The 26,552-nt window shown below is 39.1% G+C and carries 8 protein-coding genes; 1 reads left to right on the plus strand and 7 read right to left on the minus strand.

Going from position 1 to position 26,552, the window contains the following annotated elements:
* Positions 1–34: 34 nt before the first annotated feature.
* From UABAM_RS24465 to UABAM_RS24485, 5 genes are all read right to left on the minus strand, one after another.
* Positions 35–1,894 (minus strand): S8 family peptidase, encoded by a 1,860-nt coding sequence (locus tag UABAM_RS24465; RefSeq protein WP_151970622.1) that lies wholly within the window; start codon positions 1,892–1,894, stop codon positions 35–37.
* 10 nt (positions 1,895–1,904) lie between these two features.
* Entirely contained in the window at positions 1,905–3,161 is a 1,257-nt protein-coding gene (locus tag UABAM_RS24470; protein ID WP_151970623.1) for a S8 family peptidase, read from the minus strand.
* Entirely contained in the window at positions 3,158–3,844 is a 687-nt protein-coding gene (locus UABAM_RS24475; RefSeq protein ID WP_151970624.1) for a hypothetical protein, read from the minus strand. Before UABAM_RS24475 ends, UABAM_RS24470 begins: the two co-directional genes overlap by 4 nt.
* A gap of 272 nt (positions 3,845–4,116) precedes the next feature.
* Positions 4,117–7,068, minus strand: coding sequence for a S8 family serine peptidase (locus UABAM_RS24480; protein ID WP_151970625.1), 2,952 nt, complete (start codon positions 7,066–7,068; stop codon positions 4,117–4,119).
* Between the two features lie 333 nt (positions 7,069–7,401).
* Positions 7,402–15,738 (minus strand): HEAT repeat domain-containing protein, encoded by an 8,337-nt coding sequence (locus UABAM_RS24485; RefSeq protein WP_151970626.1) that lies wholly within the window; start codon positions 15,736–15,738, stop codon positions 7,402–7,404.
* Between the two features lie 215 nt (positions 15,739–15,953).
* Here UABAM_RS24485 and UABAM_RS24490 point away from each other — a divergent pair, with 215 nt between their 5' ends.
* Entirely contained in the window at positions 15,954–16,442 is a 489-nt protein-coding gene (locus tag UABAM_RS24490) for a hypothetical protein (RefSeq protein ID WP_151970627.1), read from the plus strand.
* Positions 16,443–16,808: 366 nt separating this feature from the next.
* Here the strand turns inward: UABAM_RS24490 and UABAM_RS24495 are convergent, their stop codons facing one another.
* Both UABAM_RS24495 and UABAM_RS24500 read right to left on the minus strand, forming a co-directional pair.
* Entirely contained in the window at positions 16,809–21,446 is a 4,638-nt protein-coding gene (locus UABAM_RS24495) for a WD40 domain-containing protein (protein WP_151970628.1), read from the minus strand.
* A 422-nt stretch (positions 21,447–21,868) separates the two neighbouring features.
* A complete protein-coding gene (locus tag UABAM_RS24500) occupies positions 21,869–25,633 on the minus strand; it encodes a formylglycine-generating enzyme family protein (protein WP_173013555.1) in 3,765 nt (1,254 codons plus the stop codon).
* Positions 25,634–26,552: the final 919 nt, after the last annotated feature.

Genomic DNA, 26,552 nt, shown 5'->3' on the forward strand with positions numbered 1-26,552 from the left:
AAAAACAAAATTAGATTTTTGTAAGTGAACATGGCTACTCAACTTTGCTTAGCGCGATATTAACATCTATCAAACCATTAACGACACTATCTTTAAGTATTTGCCTAATTGTGCTTAAAGTCAACATTTCTGTAGGTGTTACCTCTTTCTTTTTGTTTTGTAAAAGCGCTACAATCCCTGATGTAATGGGAGTTGCTGCCGATGTTCCACTGAATAAATGAGTATTGAATTTATTATAACCCCATTCTCCTCTAACATCTGTAGTCAAAACATCTTTACCATAACTGTACACGTCTATCTTGCTTTCATCTGTATATTTATACAACTTATTTCCCTGGTAATCAATAGCTCCCACAGCGATCGTCTCATTCATTGAAGCAGGGAATTCTACAAGATTCGGTGTTTTGTGGTTGCCCGCGGCAGCACATACAATAATATTTTTTTGTGCTAAGCTTTTTATTTCCTTTGCCAAAGGACCATCTTCTGTTATTAGGTTTACAGGTATACCCCAACTCACATTGATAATGTTAATATCTTTGAAGCTTCCTACGTAACGAAATGCTTCTGTTATTCTCAATTCATTCACTACTTTGACGTTGCTGGTAAAGTCTTTGCCTGTCGAGCCATGAAAAATTTTAATAGGCAGAATTTTTGCGCCATATGCAACTATAGAAGCTATTCCGGCCACACAAGTGCCATGGTCATCATAACGACTAAGACCCGCTAAAAACTTTGATGTTCCTACTCGTTTAGGAAATGGTAAACTTTCAAAAGGCATAAAGGTTTTTTGAGGAGATGCAGTTGTATTTATATACCCCGAAAAAAAGTCATAACCACAAATATCATCTGGTAATAAATTTTGATCATTTGTTACATTGTCCATGCTTAATAGGATGTTTTGTTGATTCTTTTGTTCCTTGCTGTTTAAATACAACCTATTTAGTAAGTACGGATGTCCTATATCAACGCCATCATCTATAACAGCTATGTTTACGTTTTTGCCGCTATAATTTGGCCAAGCATCATCAATTTTTTGTTTTGTTATATACTCAGGGTGCCCCCCCGCCAACTGTGTACGTGTATTTCCTATCAAAAATGATGGATACAGCCATTCTATGTCACTTTTTATCTCTTTATATATATGAAAAAATTCTTTAAATGTTTTTGCCGCGCTAAATTCGTACACATCTCGCTTTTTAATACTTGTAGGTATATTTTTAAGATGACTTTGCAGAATGTGGGGTAGTGTGTAATGATGACTTGTTTTTAAGCATACCGCTAGATGTGTTATCATACTAGTGTTTTGAAAACGTTCTGTAGTATTTGCACTTGCACTGGTAGAACTAGATTCAACTGTATAGAGAAAATAGGGAAAACTCCACTCAATTTTAAAATCACTTTTTTTGTTTAACAATACCTCGTGAATATTTTGTCGCTGTTGCTCGTTGACCTGCTCACTACGAATAACAAAAATGTAGATTGTTTTTCCTAGAATAGACTTATATCTCTGTACCGTTTCACTATCTACTTTTAAAAAGCATTGTTCATCTAGTTTTGCCAAAATTTGCGGATCGATGTTTCCATTAGCTGTAAAAGCTTCTTCTGTAAACGATATATATATTTTATTGGTTGGTATGTAGTAACGATTTTGATCGTCTTTTAGTATGTAAGTGCTAAACTCCCCACTAGCAGCATTAACAAATTGTTGGTCAATGTCGCTGCTTTCTAATATTTGCTTTTGGTGAAAGCCTCTAAAACTCTCATCTTGGGATTCAATATAAACATAATCATCATCAATGACTAAATCGGTTTCGATTCCATTTACTTTAAATTTTTCCTGTGCGCAAATACATAGCGGCAAAAAAATCATGCATAAAAATTTAAAAATATTCATCGCTGTCCCTTTATTTATTTGACTTTCGTAAGTCCTTTACAACCTTTGCAATCGCCGCTTTTGCATCAACAATGCCATTTGAAGAAGTTGATTTCAATATTTCTTGAACCATGTGAACATCCAGATGGGGGTTTTTCTCACACATCAAAGCCACAATACCGCCTACAATACAACTAGCGGCACACGAGCCTGAATAATTAGTGTAAAGAAGCGATTCCTCATCATTGTTGGACGAAGAATATCTGGGATTGGTAGTTGGTATATTTTTTCCTGGAGCGTAAATGTCAACGTGTTGATCACCAGGTTTAATGTTGGATTCTACCATTCCAACAGCAATTGTTTCTTTCATATTGGCAGGAAACAAAACTTTATTTTTGGTATTTCCTGCTGGACAAATAAAAATGGTGTTGTATTTTTTCTGGATGGTTTGGATAAGGTCTTTTAATCGGACATTTTCCGAAGACATACCCCATGGCATGACAATAATTTTGACATTTTTAAGTTTCGAAGCATAGTTCACAGCCTTGATAACTATGTTTTCTGAAAATGATTGTCCTTTTTTGCCAGAAAAGATTTTGATAGGCACAATTTTACTATTGGACGCAATAGCACTAATGATACCTGCGGACATCGTTCCTTGATTATCGTATAAGCCTAATTTTTTTATTAACGGGCTATTTCCTACTTTTTTGGGAGTTGTATGTGGGTTGTCGTCAATAAAATTGTATCCAAACACATCATCCGCCACTCCGTTTTTATCACTATCTTTGTTATCAAATTTTTCTTCGGTGTTTGTGAAGATATGACTTGCAAGATCGGGATGACCAACATCTACACCGTCGCTCATAATCGCAATATTAATTCCTTTTCCTGTGACTTCGTATTCTTCCCATGCTTTATCAATACGAGAGGTCTTGTGATATGAGGCAATAATCTTATTTTTTTTAGGCGTAATATTCGATAATTCTTTGGGAATTGCCCACAAAATCAAATTTTTTTCTTTTAATTTTATAAGAGCATCACTGTAGCTTTGGTAATAGTCTTTTCCTTTAAAAATAAATATATCACTGTCATCTCGAGAGGAAGATGTCGAAATGAAAAAGTTATGTTTATTTAGGATATCTTTTCCCTCGGAATATTTTTTCGTATTTTTTATACCATTTTCCCATATGACTGTAATTCCATTGGCTTTTGGCATAAAACATCTTGCAAAAAGTATGGTGATTCCAACACAAATCGCGATAATCAAACGCTTAAATTTTTTCATGGGTTTCTCTTTTCTTTTTTCTCAGGAGTTACCAGTTTTTTTATAAAATCCATTCCTTTAGGGAATTTAGGAATCGAAATTGCTGATGCGACTTGCTCCATACTGGACTCTGTAACCGAAAGTAAACTATAAGAACCAATATATTCGGCTTGTAACTTGTTTTGAAAAAATTGTTTTTTGTTTTTTTTTCTTATGGGAAAATACCTTTCATCCATAAAACAGTGAAGACTACTCGGGTCTGAATGTAACCCTTGCCAGTAGCGAAGACCAGGGTATTTATTATTTTTTATTTTACATATTTGTTTTTTATCTATTCCCTTTATAACGACAATAGGCAGAAAATAATATTCTTCATTGTTGTTATTTGTATAGAGAAATGTAATGCCCACAATTAACTTTTCTTGGTAAAGCGTATCTATCATTTTATTGATGTTTTCGTAAGATTGGTGTTTATCATCTACACCCAAAATATAGGTTAATTCATCTTTCTTTAAAACTTCCACTATACCGGGTACATTAAGGTCTATCGCCAGAGAAGGTTTTTGCGTTAATTTCGGGGTTGGACAAACAATAATTTTCCCAAAAGAAGGTTTGAGATGTATTCCCTTTTTGAATTGAAACGACTCTGGAGCTTCTGCTATGCCTATACTTATCAAAAGTACAACTATCATGAGTCTATTCATCGATTACTCCTATGCTTTTTTACTACAATAATGGATGTAGAAACTATTATTCAAAATAGGATGAGAACATGTCTTATTTAATTTTGTGTGTTTTAAACCAAAAGTAAAGATATTCCTTTTATACGAATTGCAAAAGCTATGTGTTGACTCTAACTAAAATACAATAACGCAAAATTTTGCATTGATAGACTTAAAACTTTAAGTCTATCAATGCGGTTTATCACAAAATGAGTTTTGCAAATACTTCAAAATTTAATGGGACTTGCCTTCTTTTAATTTTTAAAGGCCCAATATATTACACCTTGTTTAGATTTCCTTAAATAATTTTGATGCAAAACACGTCTTTGTTGTGGTGATTTATCTCGCAATATCATTCTCATGTCAATAATGACATTTTTGCTATTGGAAAAATAGCTGTGACCGGAAAATGTTGTACTTACATTACTCGCATCTATTGTGTCAATGCCTCTAGCCACAAATATACTTGCTCCGCCAAGACCCAATCGCGAAGTATTGTTGTAAATAGGAGATCGCGAAATTCGCAAAGCTTTATCGTTGGAAGAAGCGTACAATGTTACTCTTTTGGAAGCTCCTTGAAATTTGGGGAGTACCTCATTTTTAAATGTATCAACGTTCATATCAGGTGCGGCTAGAATTATGTTATTTGTGATGGGTTGAGATATTTGATCGTTTTCTAGTAGCGACACAAAGCCATTGGTCATGACTCTGTTTCCCATACTATGAGCGATGATATTTATTGCGGTGAAATTACCTTCTTTTTTGATTTTTGACAAAAATGTTACGAATTCGTCAATACTTTCTTTCGCATCTTTGGCATCACTATCATAATTTAGAACTCTCCCATTCGAAGGCCACGAAAACATGATGAGTGTACCATCAAACCCTAAATCCCATCCGACCTGCGCGGTAGTAAAAACTCCTTCCTGGAAGGATACATTAAAACCATGAATGTAAATTAAAGCCTCACGCGTACGACTTCTTATACCGTTAATAAAGCTTGCATCATTTAGCGGTTGTACACTTTTCAGAATAAAATGTTTGTCAATATTTTCTCGGAATTCGAATCTAAAAATACTAGGTCTTTCTATAACACCAAGTTTATGAGCCTTGGGGATGCTTACGCGACATACTCCCATATCCAAACTACTTAGCTGGTTTCCATAGCCACCATTTAGACGATTGCGATTTGTGCCATAATAGACATCTACTGCAACATTTTCTCTCGTCTGAGAATCACTCGCTGCGACAGCATCAATGGTGGAAGGTTCTGCGGAGATAAATAGGTATGGTCTACCTTTTACATTTTCTAATCGGTAAGAAACTTTTTCTTGGGAAAGAAGGTATTCCGCTGTTTCAAGAGGAGAGGTGTAATATTTTCCGTAAATTTTTTGATTTAACTTATAATCACTCGCAATGCTATATCCAAAACGCCCATCTCTAGAAAGTACGTTTAATATACTAAGAAGTCTTTCACCGCTAAAAATGTAAGGCTCTTGTACTTCAACCGTTGTTTCAGAGATTTCTGCTTCCTGAGGAACTGCATCTACATTTGTGTCTATTCTCATTGCTTTTTGAACTGCCGCGAAGGCATTCACTCTACCAAAACCAACTTTGCTGCTTCGGCCATTGATATATCGGTTTTCGTTTGGCTTAACTTTATCTGCGGTACTTGTGATCATTTGGAAAACTTGGCGTTGGGTAAGCTGCGCGTCAACAGACAGGATTAATGCTGCAACACCTGCTACGATAGGGCAAGATGCTGATGTACCGCCAAATCTTGCTGTGTAACTAAGCGGGTTCGATCCTGAGTTAGGACGTATTTCATTTCGGTGTGGAGAGGTTTTTCCTGGATTTTTTCCTCTGGCGCCTGGTATATCTATGGACCAAACTTCAAAACTTTCGTTGCGTATTTGCGTTGCGTAAGCTCGATGAGATGGTGCCACAACATCAATCAATCTACTTGTGGGACTGTAGTTTGCCTGGAAGTCATTTCTATCTGAAGCACCTACTGTGATCACACCTGGAACATTTGCTGGAGTTAAAACGCGACCTCGATTGTTCGACGCATGATTTGCGGTGTTTCCTGCGGAAAATAATACAACACAACCTTTTCCTTGTCTACCGCGGTTTATTGCTCTATTAATGGCTCGTGATATACTGGGAATTTCGATGGTTGTGCGAAAAGCCCAACTGTTGGAGATGACATCTGCACCATTTTGCCAAGCAAAATCAATCGCATTCACATATTTTGACAATGGAATATTACGGCCAAATGGTATTCGTATCGGCATAATTTTGCAATTGGGAGCGACACCTGAAATTCCAATGCCATTATTTTGTTCTGCTGCGACTAAACCAGCACAAGCATTTCCATGATTGCCGTCTCTTTTTGGGCTAGGGTCGTTTGGATTACCATCTGCAAAATTGCAGCCATCTATCACCACAAGACGTCGACGCGGTAAATCGGGGTGGTTTAGAGACACTCCTTCATCTATAACCGCAACCGTGATTTCTTCACTACCTGTTGTTAATCCCCAAGCCTCAGGCGCGTCTATATCCGCGTCGGCAGTTCCCGCATGCTCATTGATGACTTGCCCAGTGTTGTGTAATGAAAATTGTCGTGCAAAGTACTCGTCATTAGGTATAAAGTTTTGTTGTTGCACTGCGACTAAAAAATTCGCATGCGCATAATCGACTAAGCCACTTTCCTCCAAAGAGTTTACAATGTCCAATACATGGTTTTTCTTCGGAGTTGTTAAAATTTCGTAAAAAGATGTCTTTTGTATCGCAGTTAGCTCTAGACGTTCTTTTAGCGCATTTAACTCATTTTCAGAGACGTTTTTTTTGAATTTTACCAGAATCTCATTCGTCATCCCCAACTCAAAACCATCGTCTAATGTATAAATTGGGTATACTGATGTTATCGACTGATCGTCTTTGACATCTTCAATAAATTGTGATGAGTCATCAAGGTTACGAACGTAGATAGTTCGATCGTCAATCCGAGATATAGCAACGTCAGACTCTGAAGACTCTAAAATAGGCTCCAGTTTGAAAATCTTTTCGAATTTTACAATGCATCCTTTTTTTGAAGGTGTCAGCTTTACTTTTTTACCAAAAGCATAATAATCTTTTGCGAAAACATTGATTGTTAAAGATAAAAAGCATAAACAAAACACCGTTAACTTTTGTCTTTTCGACATAGTTATTCCTTACATAGCCATTTAAAAATTTAGAATGGAGACATGTGAATACATGATCCAGAACATTTCGTCATATAAAGTCTATAAAAATTAAAATGATTATAAACGCATGATGGCATTTGATGCAAATGTTTTTGATTTTTCGCATGAAAAAGAGATGAATTGTGTTTAGTGTTTTTGTGCTACGAATTTTTATGTGAAAAAGCGTTTTTTTTGTCTTTTGCGGGAATATAACTAGTAATGGAAAAGAAAAGAAAACAAAATTAGATTATTCCAAACGTATTGAATTCTTTCGGATGACAAAATACTAGAGTTATTTCTCAAAAACGGAAGTCACCAACCCCAGTCATCATCCCACCCATTACCAGCGCTGTTTTCTAAGTTTTCTATTTGTATCGCCTGTATTTCGTCCAATATTGAATCTTTGGCCAATTTCTCTACTTGTTTAGGAGGTTCTCCCTCAAGAAGTAGCTTTACTCTTTTTAGCGTTTCACCACCTATTTTCAAAGCATATTTGTTGGCTTTTTTGTGGTTTCCTTGCCAAGCGTAAATTGCCGCTACAGTATCGAGAATATGTTCTTCTTGAGATTTTGATAAAAGCTCTATGTCTTTCTGGGTAAATAAATTTTTGTTTTCGGAGAGATAAGCAGACCAGATATATGCATTTAACACTTGTAGTCCTAATTTAAATGCGATGCTATCAATGGCGTAGGCGTTCCATTCATATTCATTTACAAGGTGTTTTTTTCTTTTTTGTTTTAAAAAATTTCGAATTGTTAGTATACAAGTTTCTAGAGACTTCGGGTGATTTTCCCCTATACGTTCCAATATGTCTGCTGCAGTTTTTTGTACATTTTCCTCTCCATTTTCTAATAGAGGAACAATATATGGTATCGCTTTGTCTCCTATTTTTTCTAATGCATTTTTTGTTGAACTTCTCACACTTTCGTTTTTGTCATTAAGCAGAGAAATGAGATGTGGCACAGCAGAGTAAGCTTCTTGCCCTAAACGGCCCAACGATTCTACCGCAAATCTTCTCATGTCTTTATCTTGTATAAGAGCAATAAGATGCGGGACTAGTTTTTCTCCCATTTTCGTCAATGCATTTATTGTGCTCTCCCTTACATGCCCATCGTCATCTTTGAGTAGATGAATAAGCTGTGACAAGACCTCTGTTTCTCCTGTTTCTCCCAAAGCATAAACAGCGTCAGCTCTTATTGAAGAATCTTCATCTTGAAGTAGAGGAGTAAGATGATGTACTTTGCAGTGAGCTCCTTCTCTCTTTTTAACCAATATATAAGATGCGTAATATTTCACCTGGGGATTTTGATGTTTTAATAGAGGAACAAGGTGCGACACATCTTCTTTTCTCATTTCAGTCAATGCCGTTATTGCAGAATTCCTTACAACCCTATCGTTCTCTTCAAGTAGAGAAATTAAGTGTGGCATAACATCTTCCTCCATAATCTCAATCAATGCAAGTGTTGCAGAATGTCTTACCTCTGAATTTTCATGTTTTAGTAGAGGAACAAGGTGCGGCACAGCAGAATGAGCTTTATCTCCTATTTGCCCCAATGCATCGATCGCAAATACCTTTACTTGCATATGTTGATCTTTCAATAAAGAAATAAGATATGGCATGACTTTTTCTCCCATATTAAACAGGGGATACTTTGCATATTGTTGCACCCCGGGACTTTTATGTCTCAATAGAGGAAGGAGATACGGCGTATACGTTTTTCCTACGATCTCAGCTAATGCTCTTGCCGCAGATGTTTTTAAAAATTCATCTGTGTCTTTGAGAAGAGGAATGAGATGAGGAATAGCAAGATAAGCTTTTTCTCGCATTTTTCTTAAAGCCGCTACCACATATATTTTTACTTGCCAATCTCTCAAAAGAGGAACAAGGTGCGGTACAGCGGAATGAGCTTTCTCTCCTATTTCTCCCAAAGTCTGAATGGTGAGTCCTCTTATCTCCTTGTTTTTGTCTTCAAGAAGAGGAATGAGGTGTGGCACAGCAGAATGAGCTTTCTCTCCTATTTCTCCCAAAGTATAAACAGCTAATTTTTGTATCTTTTTGTCTTTATCATTGAGTAAAGGGATAAGGTATGGTACAGCAGAGTGAGCTTTCTCTCCTACCTTTGCTATTGTATGAATAGCATAATATCTAGCATACGTGTCTTTGTCATTGAGTAAAGGGATAAGGTGTGGCACAGCAGAATGAGCTTTGTCTCCTATTTCACGCAATGTATAAGCTACGTATTTTTTTACATCTTTATCATTGAGTAAAGGTATAAGTTGTGGTACAGCTTTTTCTCCTATTTTCACTAATGCATAAACGGTATGTTTTATTATATTTTTGTTTTTATTCTTCAATAAGGGGATTAGATGCGATACCGCTTTTTCTCCGATCTCGCTAAGTACTTCTGTTACAGAACGTATCAATTCGGCGTTTTCATGTTTTAATAGAGGAATAAGGTATGGCACAGCAGAATGAGCTTTTTTTTCTCCTAACGCTTTTACCGCATGAATTCTTATTGACATGTCTTCATCTTGAAGAAGGGCTATGAGATGCTGTACTTTGCAATGTTTTCTTTCCCCCATCTTAACTAGCACATAAGAGGTATAGTATCTCATTTGAGCATCTTGGTGTTTTAAATGAGACACGAGATGGGGTGTCGCTTTTTCTCCTATTTCTGCCAAGGTATTTATTGCAGAATTTTTTACATTTTTATCGGTGTCCATCAGTAGTGGAATTAGATGCGGTGCTGCAGGGAAAGCTTTTTTTCCTATTATTTTCAAGGCATCTGCTGCAGAACTCCTCACTAGCTTATTGTCATCATTCAGAAGAGGAATGAGATGAGACACTGCTTCTTCTCCTCTTCTACCCAATGCGTTTATTGCAGAATTTCTCACCAACCTATCGTCATCTTTAAAAAGAGCAAGAAGATGTGGCAATATAGACTGAGTTTGTGCTTTTATACTGCCCAATGTATAAATAGCATATTTTCTCACCTCTTTATCTTTAAGTAGGTGAGTGATGTGTGGAATTACACAGTGAGTTTGTTCTTTCATACTTAATGCATAAACCGCATATTCGCTTACACTTTTGTCTTTATCTTTAAGTAGAGAAACGAGATGTGGTAATATGTAGGAAGTTTTTTTTCCCATCTTGTCCAATGCATATACCGCAGATTGTCGAACATTTTTGTTTTCGTCATTAAGAAGAAGAGTGAGATGCGGAATAGTAGAATGAGCTTTTTCTCCCATTTCTCCCAACACCTTTACCGCAAAATTTTTCAACCAACTATCCTCACCCTCTAGTAAATGAGTAAAATGCGATGCTATAAGGTCAACTTTTTCTTTTCTGTTTTTCAACGCTGTAACGGTGTATTCGCGAATATTTTTATCTTCATCTTTGAGCAAAAAGAAGATATACAATAACATTGGATGTACTTCTCCCATTTCCTCCAATACTTCGATAGTCTTTAAGCTTACCTGCGAATCTTCGTCTTTAAGAAGAGGAATGAGATGTGGTATTGTAAAGTGAGCTCTTTCCCCCATTTGTCCTAATAACTCTACTACAGCAGTTCGAACATTTTCATCTTCATCTTTAAGAAGAGGAATGAGACGTGGTAATGCAGAGTGAGCTCTTTCCCCCATTTGTCCTAATAACTCTACTACAGCAGTTCGAACATTTTCATCTTCATCTTTAAGAAGAGGAATGAGACGTGGTAATGCAGAGTGAGCTCTTTCTCCCATTTTTTCCAATATTTCTACCACCGTAATTCGAACATTTTCATCTTCATCTTTAAGAATAGGAATGAGATGTGGTAATAATATAGAATTCACTTTTTCGCTCATATCTTTCAATAATGATTTCACGGCACTTCTTACGCTATAATTTTTGTCTTTAAGAAGAGGAATGAGATGTGGTAATGCAGAGTGAGCTCTTTCTCCCATTTTTTCCAATATTTCTACCACCATAATTCGAACATTTTCATCTTCATCTTTGAGAAGAGGAATGAGACGTGGTAATGCAGAGTGAGCTTTTTCTCCCATTTTTTCCAATATTTCTACCACCATAATTCGAACATTTTCATCTTCATCTTTAAGAAGAGGAATGAGACGTGGTAATGCAGAGTGAGCTCTTTCTCCTAAATTTTTCAATCCATATGTCACTGCATATCTCACTCTAGAATTCTTGTCTTTAAGAAGAGGAATGAGATGTGGTAATACAGATTGAGCTTTTGTTTTTAGCCTAATTAGCCCATCTACTGCAGATTTTCGAATATTCTCGTTTTGATCTCGAAGAAGAGGAATGAGGTGTTGACGTGCAGAGAGCGCTTTTGTTTTCATCCTAATTAGTGCATATAACGCAGATTCTCGAACATTTTCGTTTTTATCTCGAAGAAGAGGAATGATATATGAGAATGCTACCGGATGCGTTTTTTCTATTTCTGCCAATAAAATTATCACTGCCTCTCTCACTCTATAATTTTTGTCTTTAAGAAGAGGAATGAGATGTGGTAATACAGATTGAGCTTTTGTTTCCATTTTTGTCAAGGTATTGACAACTTCCCTTCGAACATTTTCATCTTGATCTTTGAGAAGAGGAATGAGATGTGGCAATGCAGAGTGAGCTTTTCTTCCAAATTTTTTCAATACTTCTACGGTTTCTAGTCTTACCTGCGACTCTTCGTCTTTAAGAAGGGGGATGAGATGCGGTAATATAGAGTGCACTTTTATTTCCATTTCCCCCAAAGCTCCGACTACAATGACGCGAACGATTTTATCTTCGTCTTTAAGAAGAGGAATGAAGTGTGGTAATGCAGAGTGAGCTTTTATCCCAATTTTTTTTAATGTATAGACGGTAAATATTCTAACATTTTTATCTTCGTCTTTAAGAAGAGGAATGAGATGTGGTATTACAGAGTGAGCTGTTTCTCCTAAGTCTCTTAAAATGTCCATGACACATTCTCTTAAATATGCATCTCCATCTCTAAGAAGAGGGATGAGATGTGTCAACGCTTTTTCTCCTTTTATTTCTTTCAGTGTGTAAGCCACAGATTTTCTTGCCTGTGAATTTCTTAGAAGAGGAATGAGATGTGGTATTGCAGAGTGAGCTTCTCCCCCGATTTTCCCTAAAACTTCCACGACACATTCTCTTATATTTTGATCTTTTAGCAAAGGAATGAGGTATGGCACAGATTTTTCTCCAAATTTTGGTAGGGCTTCCACTAAGAAATCTGTTAAATCTTCATCTTTGTCTTTAAGAAGAGGAATGAGGTATGGCAATGCAGAGTGAGCTTTTTTTCCTATTTCTCCTAATGCTGCGATGACCTCTAGTCTTAAATCTTCATCTTTGTCTTTAAGAAGCGGAATGAGGTATGGCAATGCAGAGTGAGCTTTTGCTCCTATTTCTCCTAATGCTTTTACCGCATATTCTCTTACATATACATCTCCATCTCTAAGAAGAGGTATGAGATGTGCTTCTGTTGTTCTTATTTTAGATAAAGCTTTTTCTGCCGCTTCTTTCACCCAGCGGTTTTCATCTTGATCGTGAAGAAGAGGAATGAGGTATGGCAATGCAGAGTGAGCTTTTTCTTCTATTTTTCCTAATACATCGATGACAGACATTCGAACATCTTCATCTTTATCTTGGAGAAGCGGAATGAGATGTGTCAACGCTTTCTCTCCTATTTCTCTCAACACATAGACAACTTCCCTTCGAACATTTGCATTTTCATCTTGGAGAAGCGGAATGAGATGTGGTATTGCAGAGTGAGTTTTCTCTCCTATTTTTCCCAAGGTATTGACAACTTCCCTTCGAACATTTTCATCTTCATCTTGGAGAAGCGGAATGAGATGTGGTATTGCAGAGTGAGCTATTTTTCCGATTTTTCCTAATGCAAAGATGACAGACCTTCGGATATTTTTATCTCCATCTTTAAGAAGAGAAATAAGGTATGGCAATGCAGAGTGAATTTTCTCTCCCATTCCTCCCAATATCCACGCAACTGCCCTTCGAACATTTTCATCTTCATCTTGAATAAGAGGTATGAGATGTGACAGGAAAGAGTGCGCTTTATCTCTCTTTCTTCCCAAAGCAGAGACTACAGAACTTCGAACATTACTATCTTCATTTTTTAGCAGTGCCGTGAGAATTAAAACAATCGAACATTTTCTTTTTTTGGCAGTGATAATATCGATGGCTCTTTTTTTATCAAATATATCTCTTTCTGAAATAGAAAGAAAAAATTTAGCGACAAACGGCTCTATTTTATCCAGTTCTTCTAAAATCAATGCAGCTTTTGCTCTTATTTCTTTACTTTTGCTTTGATCAATCATGACAGAGTAAATATTATCAAAATTCTCTTTTGCCACAATAGGAAGAAAAACATCAAGATCCTCTTTACCTAGCTTGTTAATAAGGGGAAATAAATTTTCTTTTTTCCAGTCCAAGAATGGAAATAAAAGATAGGTTTTTTTAGAGAGGGTGTTTTTCTTTTTTGCGAACTTGAGTTTGTTAACAATAAATAAGAAAGCCTTTTCGCCTATATTCTCTAGGTCTGAAGAAACGTCTTTTTTTATGTTCGGATCATCTTTCTCTAATAATTTGGTCAGAATTGCGATGTCTTTGTTTTTTTCGCGGAGAAAGAACAAAACTTCTTCTCTAATTTTTTGATCTCTTACGGTAAAGTATTCGACAAAATCTTCATCTGTAAGTTCATCCTGTATTAAATGAAAAATCTCTAGTCTAGTTTCTGTATCTTCCACAAGAGAAAGAAATTTGTTTCTACTATTTTCATACAGGTCTATTTTTTGTTTACCTGTGGTTTGCAACCAACGATATGTTAGGATTGCTTCGTGGTAGTATTTGGCCTGCTGCTGTGAGGTTTTATACCGAATATTTGAATTTACAAACAACTCATTTAGCTTATTTTTTACAATGTGCGGCATTTTTTTGTCGACGATATACTGTTGCCATTGAGATGCTTGTCGTTTATAGTATTTCTTCAAAATCCCCGTCGTACTTTTATTTTTTATACGCGAATGCAGAGATCCTAAACACTCCATCATTAGATATTCGTCGTCGTTGCTTAGAAAAAAAGAGGCGTTTCTATTTTTTTGTGTCAAAATGTTAGCCAAAATAGGCACAACAACAGAAAACTCTTCGATTTTATCGACATATTTTTTTGCTTTGTCTTTGATGAAACTTAAAGCCGCCATGCGAGGAATTTGTTGTTCATCGTTTAATAATTTTGTAACATGAGGTAAAGCACTTCTTATCAACGAAATCTGATCCGCTTCAGATTGCTCGGCAATGAAATTTCCCAACGCTTCGCACCCTGAACGACGAAATGCGGCAAACTCAACACCATTAAGATATAAAGGCGCCACCATCTTCGGATTGAGCACTTTATCTTTAGGAAAAAACATAAAGTCACCATTTCCTCCTAAAGCACTATAGCGAGGAGCTTGAGAGGCTTGAATTCTGTCGTCGTTGACAAGCGTGTCCATCATATAAAATCCCAATTGCGATGTTAAAATAATGCCATCATCTCGTCCCGTCAAGCCCTGTATGGCTTGTAAAAAAACTGCGGTAAATGGCGAGTGCCCATGACTATCTTTGAATTGTTGTGCATAAACAGTTGAGATTTCATCTAACTTATCGGCGACCGCTTCATCTCCCGCACCAGCGGTGATGACTTGGAAAACACGACGATTAAACACCCGGGTAAGATTACCTCCACCTGGGGAAATAAATGTTTTCTCCGTGAGGTGCGAGAAGTCAGGGCGGTATTCTTTCTCTAGCAGGGAGCCACTAAAACAACAATCCAAAACCATCAAAGTGTGTTTCGCGCCACATGATTCGAGCGTTTCGGCAATGTTTTTTAGGGAGAGCATACTTTTTTTATCTGGATTTTCCGTCTTATCTTTTCGACTATCTCCTGCAACCAAATAACCAGGAACACCGTGGCCAGCATAGTAAAAAAATAGCGCGTCCTCGGGTTTTATTTTTTTTCTAAGATTTTCCAACGCATCTTCCATAATTGTTTTTGTGATCTTTTTCGTTGGTGGAGAATTTACTTTTGCGACGGAAGACTCATCGCTAAGCAATGTAACATGATCGAATTGATATCGACTACGCAGCACTCGAGCAATTTCCGAAGCATCGAAGTTTGGACCTTGAAGATCTGTGAAGTTATCATATTTGTTGATACCTACAACAAGTGCATATTGTTTTTTGTAACGCAACCGTTGTCGAAAATCACTACTAGCACCAAGAACGTTTAACCCACCGAGGTTTTTAGTGGTACGCGATGCAATAGAACGCTGGGCTGTTGCTTTTGGAGAAATTTTCTTAGGAGATGCTTCGCTTTGTAGTTGGTCAATGATACCTATGGCGTATTGAATGGCAAGTTTACTCCTTCCACCGGCAGACGTTAGGGCATTTTCTAACTCGGGGCGGATCGTTTTAATAACAGAACCCATTTTTTCTAATTCTGCCAATGCGGAAAAGCGCAAATGTGCCTCTGAAGATTGTAATTGGTGAACTAATTTTTGGAGTCTCTTCTCCAAGTTTTTATTTTCGGCTTTTGTAAAACCTGTACAAAACAACACAAAAAGTGCAATTGCGCATCGGAAATATCTTTTACTGACCATGATAAACTCCAACAAAACGTCTCATATCCAAAACATGACAACATCGTAACAAATTTTGCATGATATACAAATTTGAAATTTACGTCTGTGGACCTCCAAAAATAGAGATTTATCGACGGTATATCCACCAAAAATGAACTGCGCATTTCATTCGTCCACCAATACATACGGCTAGAGCGTCGTATTGAAAAATAAACAACGTAGAAGGAGACAATATGGAAGTCGTATTTCTGACACTTCTTGGCGAGTTACCTTTTTTTGCTGCGATTATTGTCGTTGTGGCAGCGGCCGGCTACTACAGCATGGGTTGTATTGGTGTAATTCTTGGGATTATTGGTGGAATGCTAATTATTAGCGTATTTGCGGAGATGCGCGAAAATTACAATAATCTAAGAGGCTTTTGTTCCTGTTGTCTAGGGATGCTGACGTTAGGCTTTTGCTTTTTTATCGTACTTCGCGGAGAGAATGCTACGATCTGGGAGGGCTTTGCATTACTCGCAAGTTTTGCGGTGATCTCTTATTGGCTTGATGACGGGAATCCAAAAAAAGTGGATAATCATAACAAACAAAAATATAACTTTGTGACATTTTCTTGTCAGAATTGCCGCACGAAACTACGTATTTCACATAATTTTTACAACACCAAACAAACGTGCCCTAAATGCAGTAAAGATGTTCATGTTACGCAATGCCAGGTGAAATGAACACATGGCTGCCAGAGAACCTAGTAGTATTTCGCGAAAAATTCTCTGGCAGTTTTTTATGTTTTAAAAAGATTTTACCACAGAGAGAGACACAGAGAAAGGTAAAAAATACCACCGCAACGTTGTTTTGTGTTTTTTCATAAAACCTCTCTGTGTCTCTGTGGTTCAAAACATTGCGGACAAGATAAACAATACGCGAGATTTCTTCCTTAACCCCAAAGGTCCGCCGTGAAAGCCGGCAAAGCGATCTTAAATACATGCGCTTCGCGGTGATCCCTTTGCGTGCCTTTCACGGCTATTCACTCTCTTGCTATCATCTCCATCTTCTTTGTTTTTCCCTACAAAGGGTAACAGGGCACAGGATAATTACGGAGCTGGGACAACCCGAAACCCGAAGTAACTGTCGTCGGGCCCGGAGTTGTCGCGATAAGCCGACCGGCAATCCTGGGCGCTGATATCCCAACCTCCGCCGCGCAGAACGCAAGACCAACCTTTTTTATCTACGGGATCTTTCGTATTTTTTTCCGTGTATTCGCCGTATTTATCTTCGCACCATTCAGATACATTCCCATGAAAATCATAACACCCCCAGCTATTCTCATTGGGTAAACTTTTTACAACGGTTGTCTTTTCTCTATATATCCCCTCTTTTCCTCTGTACGGATAATTACCATTGTAATCCACCCGATCCGTATCTATATCACTTCCCAGGTTAAACTCCCGTGTTGTCCCCGCACGACATGCATACTCCCACTCCGCTTCCGTCAATAACCGCATCCTCGCTTTCTTACAAAACTCCTGACAATCCTCCCACGATACATTTTCCACCGGACCTTGCAATCCTACCTCCTTAAAATCCGATGGATTCTCCCCCATCACTGCCTGCCACTGCCCCTGCGTTACTTCTGTTTCTCCTACCCAATACACCTTGCTGATCCATACCTTGTGTCGCACCTCATCATCACTCCGATCCTTTTCGCTTTCGAGTGAGCCCATCCAGAACTTCCCTGGTGGGATCATTTTAAACACGAACTTCGCCCCGTTTTTCGTCATTTCTTTTGTCAGCTCTAAACCCTTTTCCTCCGCATACCACTCCTGATAGCTTCGCGCTAACTCCACCTGCTTTTCATGCGCCAACCCACCCCATTCGTCTGTGGTAAAGTCTACATACTCCTCCTCTGCGTTCCACGACAGTTCCCACAATTTGCTGTCCCAGCCTTGGGGTGCACCCGTAGATATTCTGATCTTTGCATGAACGGTTGTTATGAGTTGGCCTTCTTGCCATAATTCTGCGATAAGGGTTTTTATTCCTTTTTTCTTGGCAATAAGTTCGATAGTCCGCTTTTCTTGTGTTTTACTTGCTATATACCAGTCTATTTTTTGATTGATAGTGGCTTTTTTCCCAATATATACGTGATATTCATCTTTGGAGTGTTTTTGCCATCCAGAGGCATTTTTTAAACTTACCCCATGTGGTATTTTGCAACGAATCTCTGTGTTACGAGCGCTCACTATACCATTGTTAACTACCTGCAATTCACATAAAAAATGATCATTAAGGGCAACATTTTTTGGTATACGGTAAGTAAGTTGTAACTGTGCAACTCTAGGTAGGGCTTTTCCTAATCGTTTCTCTTTATTTATGTGCCATAAACCAATCTTATTATCGCTTAAATACAGCACCGTTTTTCCTGCATCTACAAACTGTAGTTGTGTTGCGGGCGAGTCAAGTCGTTTAAATGCAATTTCTTTCCCTGTTTTTACGTCCCACACACGCAAAGCATTATCATTACCACTTGTTAATAGTCTATTGTTGACGTCGCTTGTTAATGTCAGTATTCCATCACCATAGCGCCTTTTAATACCTCTATTCCATAACAGTACTTCGCCTTTATTGAGGTACAATAATCCTTCTGAACTACTTGCAAGTCCCTCATAGTTTGTTACAATGTTTGGGTCTCCAGGTCGATAAAATATTGACAAATTTTTGCGTTGAATTTTTTCCGTAACCTGTTGGCCAGTCTCCACATCCCAAAACTTTGTAGCGTTGTTGTTAGACGATCGAGATATAAGAGTATTTCCGTCTGGACTAAATGCTACAGATGATATTCCATCGGTATGTCCAGAAATTCTCATCATTACTTTGCCAGTATCGACATCCCATAATCTTACTGTTTTATCCCGAGATCCAGAAGCAAGTATTTTACCGTCTGGACTAAATGCTACAGATAATATTTCATCGGTATGTCCAGAAATTTTCGCCATTTCTTTGCCAGTAGCGACATCCCATAATCTTACTGTTTCATCCGAAGATCCAGAAGCAAGTATTTTACCGTCTGGACTAAATGCTACAGATAATATTCCATCGGTATGTCCAGAAATTCTCATCATTGCTTTACCAGTAGCAACATCCCATAATCTTACTGTTTCATCCCAAGATCCAGAAGCAAGTATTTTACCATCTGGACTAAATGCTACAGATGGTATTTCATCGGTATGTCCAGAAATTCTCATCATTTCTTTGCCAGTAGCGACATCCCATAATCTTACTGTTGTATCTCGAGATCCAGAAGCAAGTATTTTACCATCTGGACTAAATGCTACAGATGATATTCCATCGGTATGTCCCGTAATTTTCATCATTTCTTTGCCAGTAGCGACATCCCATAATCTTACTGTTGTATCTCGAGATCCAGAAGCAAGTATTTTACCGTCTGGACTAAATGCTACAGATGATATTCCATCGGTATGTCCCGTAAACATAATTTGTTTATCATTTTGAATGTTCCATAATCTTATTTTGTTAGATGACCAATAAATAACATTTTGCACACCTGGATTAAAACATATTACTCGACCGTCTTCATATTGTGCATATAAACTTTTTGCCACTGCATGTATATCATTAATTCCTTTTCTTAAATTCCATTTTTTTTGTTCTTTACCATTCACTATATTCCACATTTGTATGAGACCATCTTTTGTGACTGTTAATAATCCATCCTCTACAAACCGCATCTTGGTGATGTTCATGCTACAATTCCATTGGGATTCTATTTTGTCGTTGCGCCACACCACTATTTTATTTTTTTGATAAACCGCAACTACATTTTTATTGCTAGCAACAAGGCCACTTTCTTGTGCTATTTGATGATGTTTGCTATTGGCAAAATGCTTCTCAAAGTTGTTCAGGTTTATTCTATAGGTTTTTCCACTCACCACATAAATATTTTGTGCGTTTCCAGCAACACTAGAAACTCCTTGAGGAAAGCTCATCTCAGATGTTAACGGTTCTCCACGTAACCACAGTTTCCCATTTACATACTGTGCTACGGAAAGGTTGGTGTTATTGCCCGCAAGGCGCAAAATCCAGTTCTTACCTGCGTCAGCGGAGTAATACAACGAACCTTCGTTTCCCACACACCACAGTTGTTTGTCACCATCACCAGTCACCGCGCATAGATCCTCGCCGCTGCGCAATTCGCCATCAAAATAGCGATGATTCCATGTTTGCGCGTCATCGTCGCTGTATACCACGCGGCCATTGCTCCCGACAAACCATGCCTTTGTGCCATCGCCACTGCACACCACATCGTGTAAAGTTTCTTGCGGACCGATAAAGCGTTTTTTCCATGTTTTGCCACTGTCATGCGAATATACCACAAAGCCTTTGTCAGCGGCGATCCATATTCGCTTTGCGTCGTTTGAAACGGCAATGGCGTACAAATTGGCGTCGGTGATTTGCCGTTGTTGTTGCCACACGCCACCATTTTCGCTATAGAGAATCGTTCCCGCATCTCCCACCGCCCACACACGACGTTTATTTCCGGCAATACCACGCAATTTGACAAAACTACGACTGCGCTGTTGTTGCCAGTGTTCACTGTCTCCGGAGTACATGATCACTCCGTCGTCGCCTACGCACCACACTTCTTTGTCGTAGGTGTAAACGTCATTTAGATGATTGTCGGTCTCGAAATATCCCCAACTCTTGCCCGCATCATTCGACACCACAATCAATTCTTCGCCTACTGCCCAGATATCGTTGGCGTTTACCTGCATCCCGCGGATTTGTGCCGCAAACTGCAATCCCTGCGTTTGCCACACTTTACCCATTTGTTTTTCGAGCAACAAATCCCATAGCCATACCTCGCGCTGTTGTGAGATCGCGGTAAGGGTGCGTCCGCTGACATTAAACGCCAATGTCTGAGGCACGAACGGTAAACGTTGTTCCGTCATCTTGCGTGGCAAGGTCGTATCCCACACATGTAAACGATTGTCTTTCGTTACCACCGCCACACGCTTGCCATCACGGCTAAACTGATATTGCGCAATTTTATCCTCGTGCGTGCACCGTACTTCACTTTCGCTCTCAGCGTTTAACACCAGAGTTTTGCCGACACCATCGATAAGTGCTGACGCAAGAACAACGTCAGGGTTTGGTTTTTGTTGTAAATGAATCATGTCTGGTGGCGGAACGTAAGTAGGTACATCGAGGCGAATACTCAACAACCACACCGCAAAAACTGCTACAACGGTAAAGAGCAACGCTACCTGCCACCAGCGTCGTAAATAGCTCTTGTTGCGGAAACGTACATGCGGAGTATTGCCTTTGCTTTGCGGTGAGTACAAACTGTGACGATCAAATGGGTAAAGGTCGCGCGTTCCTTCGAGTAGTCCGACATAGAGATGACTCTTTGCGGTGATATCACCGAGAAAGCCTTTTTCCATAAACCAGCGATTGATGACCACACGTTCGTCAGGTGTTGGTCCACGCCTAATCCACATGCGCATCTGCGACGGCAGTGCGTTTTGGAGGTAGTCAATGTCCTCCCACTCCCAGATGTTCTCCGTCTCGATGATGCGATTCATCTCACGCACAATCTTTTGTACCAACTCTTCGCTTGGCTGTGGGTGCAGGTATACATGCACTTTTTTACCGCGTTTACGCAATTCGTATATTTTTTTGTTATCGTGGATGTAGTATATTTTTTTTGTCTTCATTTTGTATTTTCCGTTTTTTTGTTGATCGCTGGTTGTTGAAAAAGACTGAGCCTTAAGTTAGCGTTTGTCGCTAGTTATAGAAAAGACTGAACCACAGAGACACAGAGAAAGGTAAAAAATACCATCGTAACGTTATTTTGTATTTTGTTGTAATTACAAAAAGTAAATGTCATCATCTAAGTTTTTGTGCAAAAGAATTTCTATTAAATTCATACTTCTCTTTACTAAACGTAATAACAATTTAGTATAAGTTCTCTCTGTGTCTCTGTGGTTCAAAACGTTACGGACAAGATAAACAATACGCGAGATTTCTTCCTTTCACGGCTCGTCACTTGCTTTCATCACCATTTAATTTGCTTTTCCTCACAAAGAGTAATAGGGTAAAGGATAATTCAAAGAAGTTGCGGTATTTTTATTCGTAATTATTGCGGAACGGGGACAACCCGAAACCCGGTGTAGTCGCCGTAATGGTCGGGCCTGAGTTTGTCGCGACAAGACGATCGGCATTCCTCGGCGTAGCCATGCCAATCCCCGCCGCGCAGAACGCAATCCGAGCTTTTTTTACTTACGGGATCTTTTGTGTCTTTATTCGTATATTTACCGTATTTATCTTCGCACCATTCCGCCACATTCCCATGAAAATCATAACAACTCCAGCTATTCATATTGGATAAACTTTTTACTACAACGGTTTGACCGTCGAACCAATCTTGACCATAATGCACTTTCAACGTATCTATACTATCACCCAAATTATAAGCCCGTGTCGTCCCTGCACGACAAGCGTACTCCCACTCTGCCTCCGTTAATAACCTCATCCCCGCTTTCTTACAAAACTCCTGACAATCATTCCACGATACCCTTTCCACCGGACCTTGTAATCCTACCTCCTTAGACCTCGATGGATTCTCCCCCATGACCGCCTGCCATTGCCCCTGGGTCACCTCGGTTTCTCCGACCCAGTACGCCTTGCTAATCCGCACCTTATGCCGAACTTCATTATTATCACGATCCTTTTCTTCTTTAGGTGATCCCATCCAAAATTTTCCTGGTGGAATCATTTTAAACACGAAATTTACCCCGTTTTTTGTCATTTCTTTCGTTAACTGCAAACCTTTTTCTGCAGCATACCACTCTTGATAACTTCGCGCCAACTCCACCTGTTTTTCATGGGACAACACACCCCATTCCTCAGTGGTAAAGTCGAGATACTCCTCCTCCGTGTTCCAACATACTTTCCATAACTTGCTATCCCACGCCTGTGGCATGCTAATTTTAGATAATTGTATCCATAACATCGAGACTATAATCAGTGCACAAGCGGCAATGAAAAATTTTCTCTTATAGTGTCTTTGCGGCAATATGCGATGCACTTCTTGTAAACGAAGACTTGGTGATAAAGAGCTATCTTTTGTGGTAAAAACTTTTTGCCAGTTGTCACTGATTTTTTGTCCACGTAGTGGTTGGTCTTCACGAAATGCGAACAGGTGTCTTGGTTTGTACTTGTGCATTTCTTTTTGCAATTTTTGTTCTATGTTTTGTTGTGTTTGTCGTGCGAAGGGTGTATTTCTTCCGCGCAAATGAAAAAAGTTATGGGCGCGGTGTGCGATATCGTCGTGTCGTAAATACAAAACCCCCAGTGGTTGTAAATGCTGGATTGCGTCTAGTATTAGTTTTCTTTCTTCGTAACTAAGTTCCTGTTGCAAATGCTCGCGTAGCCATTGTGGCATGGTTCCGTGGCGAAACCATGGTAGGCGCATGAGTTGTAGGAGGCGTCTTTCGCTAAACAGCTTATTGCCTTCCGCATCTCGCATGTGGCCAAGGTATAGTGTCGCACTCCAATGAATTTGAGGATACACTGCGCAGCGTTGTAGCCAACGATATCCTGGTGCGTCGAGGTATTGTTGTAGGGTTTGTTGTAGTTGCGCAATCACTCGTGGTGATGGGCGGCGTTCTTCTAACCAACGTTCGTTATCTTCGGTGAGTAAAGCGGGTAGTTGTGCGTTCCACGACACAACGTCGGTGGAGCTCACTTCTTCTCCGGCCATGAGTCGCGAAAAGGCTTCGACACCGATGCTGTTGGTGGAGAACATTACAAAATCCATCTTGGCGAGCGCCCATTCGCGATATCCCCAGTTCGATGTTGGTTCGGGGGTAAAAAATGAGCGGATGTCCCACTCGTCGAATCTTTCTACCCAGTCGTAGAGACAATTGTTGAACGGATCAAACATGCCATTGCCGTTGCTGAAGATGAGCAAACGATGTTGGTAGTACTGATACGCCATTTGTCCTAGTGAAGCGCAGCGTTGGTTGTTTTCGTCGTAGCAATTGCGTGGATCTTCATTGAAATATAGAATCTTCACACTAATTCCACTTTTGCGTAGGTGTCTCAGTAGTTCCATCGCCCACTGTGCGTTGTGGTCTTGCATGGCGTTGCGGTCTACTAGTGCCAAGTATTCGGGGGCTAAGCGTTGCGAGTGGTACACCGGTGTGAACATTCCCGCGGCATCGGCGGTGGCTTTGGCGGTGGCTTCGAAGTCAATTTTGCTGGAAAATACATGGCGACGCTGTTGCAAGGTCTGAATTTGTGGGATATTGATCGTTTCGGGAAACAACGGTGGGGGATTTTTGACCTCTAAACGTTGCTGTTCTTCGCCATCGGCTATGTATAGTTGTTGCTTTTTTATGTAGTACAATTTACGCCACCACAAGCGTTCTAAAATAATGACAATAACGATTACGATTGCGAACCACACCCAGAAAGGAATAGGCGGTGCGATCATTGTAGCGTAGTTACCCGCCATTTGTGACATCAAATCGTATACGGTAACCGCACGCTCCGTGAGAGTGATACGCGGGAGGCGAATATTTTCGCCTTCGATTTTGACTAGTTGCTGCCAACTCTGGTAGTTGGGGTGTTCAATGTGCACATATGCTTGCTGTTCGCGTGTGCGAAAGGTAAAGGCGAATTCACCTTCTTTATTTGTGACAACTTTTTCTCCAAGAAATTGAACCTCCGCGTTCCACACCGCAACTCCGGCTTCATTGTATACTTCGCCTTGTAAATTATGTGTGACCAAAGGTTGTAGTTGTACAGTGAGTTTTTGCTTGGCTTCTACCTTAATTTCTTGTTTCCACGGGAGATAATCGCGATGATCGACAATTAACACGGCTTGTTCTATCGTACCTGGATATGAAATTTTATATACATCTTTGTCAAATACCACACTCTGTCCGGCAAATGTGACTTGGGCATCACTCACTGCTGCTTTCGCTTCACCAATAACTGTGACACTTAATTCGTACGTGGGAATTTTTTTCATGGTGATATTGTGTGTTTTTGCGTCTTCGTCTAACGCAATTTCATCTTCATAAGCAAAATAGTCAGCGAGTTGTGCGCTGATCTTAGCTTTTTTTTGTTCGTTGATGTAAAACGTAAATTGATAGTCACCATTAGCATCGCTGGTGGTTTTGTTGGTGAGAAGTTGTAATTCTACACCTTGTAGCGACTCGTTGTTTTCGTTTTGAACTTTGCCGCGAATCATCGTCTTACGCAACACTATTTTACCAAGCTCTATTTTGGGTTTTTGCAATGAGATTTCGTGTGTTTTTTGGTAATTACTGTAGGAGATCTCCAGCGAAGTTTTATCGCGTTTCGTGGTGATGGTATGATAAAAGTAACCGGTTGTTGGCGTGTATTTTTTACTGTCACCAAGTTTTACTTCAACATCAGTAACACCTTTGCCATGTTGATCGACAACATATCCCGAAAGCAAATACTTTTGCGGTTGTTCCCATAGCGCGACGGCTATTCCAAAAATGAGAACAAATACCGAGGCGGTGAAAATAATCTTCCACGGAAATACATGGATTTCCTCAGATTCATGTACAACAATATCATCCTCATCCGCGACTACCTCATCACTAGGCGTTATCGATTTGCAAAACCTGTGAAAATATGGTGCAAAGTTTTGCTGTTGCGGTGGAGAACTGCACACCAGAGGGCCAATGTAGTTGGTGAGTTTCGCGATCGCAAGCTCATCACGCCCCTCAGCCACCAAAACCACAAGAACCGACTGCACTGCCTGCATCTGCGGAACAGTGGTACCATAGCCTAATGATTTTAGGTATTGTAATAAGTGCGGGAGATTTTGTTGTACATACTTTAATTCAATAGTTGCATCCATGTTTTGTCCTAATGTCTGTCGCTGGTTATCGAAAACGTTTGTCGCGAGTAATAGAAAAAGACTGGGCCACATGCTAGCGTTTGTCGCTAGTAATAGAAAAAGACTGGGCCACATGCTAGCGTTTGTCGCTAGTAATAGAAAAAGACTGAACCACAGAGACACAGAGAAAATTTATATTATGTTGTGATTACACTTAATAAAAGAGCATGTAAATTCGAATAGTATTTCTTCTATACAAAAGCTTAGATGATTACATCTATTCTATTTGTAGTAACAATAAAACAGAGAATAACGTTACGATGGTAATTTTTTACCTTTCTCTGTGGTTCATTTGTCGCTAGTAATAGAAAAAGACTGGGCCACATGCTAGCGTTTGTCGCTAGCAATAGAAAAAGATTGAACCACAGAGACACAGAGAAAATTTATGTTATGTTGTGATTACACTTAATAAAAGAGCATGTAAATTCGAATAGTATTTCTTCTATACAAAAGCTTAGACGATTACATCTATTCTATTTGTAGTAACAATAAAACAGACAATAACGTTACGATGGTAATTTTTTACCTTTCTCTGTGTCTCTGTGGTTTATTTGTCGCTAGTAATAGAAAAAGACTGGGCCACATGCTAGCGTTTGTCGCTAGTAATAGAAAAAGACTGAACCACAGAGACACAGAGAAAATTTATATTATGTTGTGATTACACTTAATAAAAGAGCATGTAAATTCGAATAGTATTTCTTCTATACAAAAGCTTAGATGATTACATCTATTCTATTTGTAGTAACAATAAAACAGACAATAACGTTACGATGGTAATTTTTTACCTTTCTTTGTGTCTCTGTGGTTCATTTGTCGCTAGTAATAGAAAAAGACGGGGCCACATGCTAGCGTTTGTCGCTAGTAATAGAAAAAGACTGAA

Origin of the sequence: Candidatus Uabimicrobium amorphum, assembly GCF_009002475.1 — a bacterium.
Taxonomy (GTDB): Bacteria; Planctomycetota; Uabimicrobiia; order Uabimicrobiales; family Uabimicrobiaceae; genus Uabimicrobium; species Uabimicrobium amorphum.

Coding starts and splice junctions, on each gene's coding strand:
- UABAM_RS24470 (WP_151970623.1), bottom strand. CDS start 3,161: ATGAAAAAATTTAAGCGTTTGATTATCGCGATTTGTGTTGGAATCACC.
- UABAM_RS24485 (WP_151970626.1), bottom strand. CDS start 15,738: ATGGTCAGTAAAAGATATTTCCGATGCGCAATTGCACTTTTTGTGTTG.
- UABAM_RS24465 (WP_151970622.1), bottom strand. CDS start 1,894: ATGAATATTTTTAAATTTTTATGCATGATTTTTTTGCCGCTATGTATT.
- UABAM_RS24475 (WP_151970624.1), bottom strand. CDS start 3,844: ATGAATAGACTCATGATAGTTGTACTTTTGATAAGTATAGGCATAGCA.
- UABAM_RS24480 (WP_151970625.1), bottom strand. CDS start 7,068: ATGTCGAAAAGACAAAAGTTAACGGTGTTTTGTTTATGCTTTTTATCT.
- UABAM_RS24490 (WP_151970627.1), top strand. CDS start 15,954: ATGGAAGTCGTATTTCTGACACTTCTTGGCGAGTTACCTTTTTTTGCT.
- UABAM_RS24495 (WP_151970628.1), bottom strand. CDS start 21,446: ATGAAGACAAAAAAAATATACTACATCCACGATAACAAAAAAATATAC.
- UABAM_RS24500 (WP_173013555.1), bottom strand. CDS start 25,633: ATGGATGCAACTATTGAATTAAAGTATGTACAACAAAATCTCCCGCAC.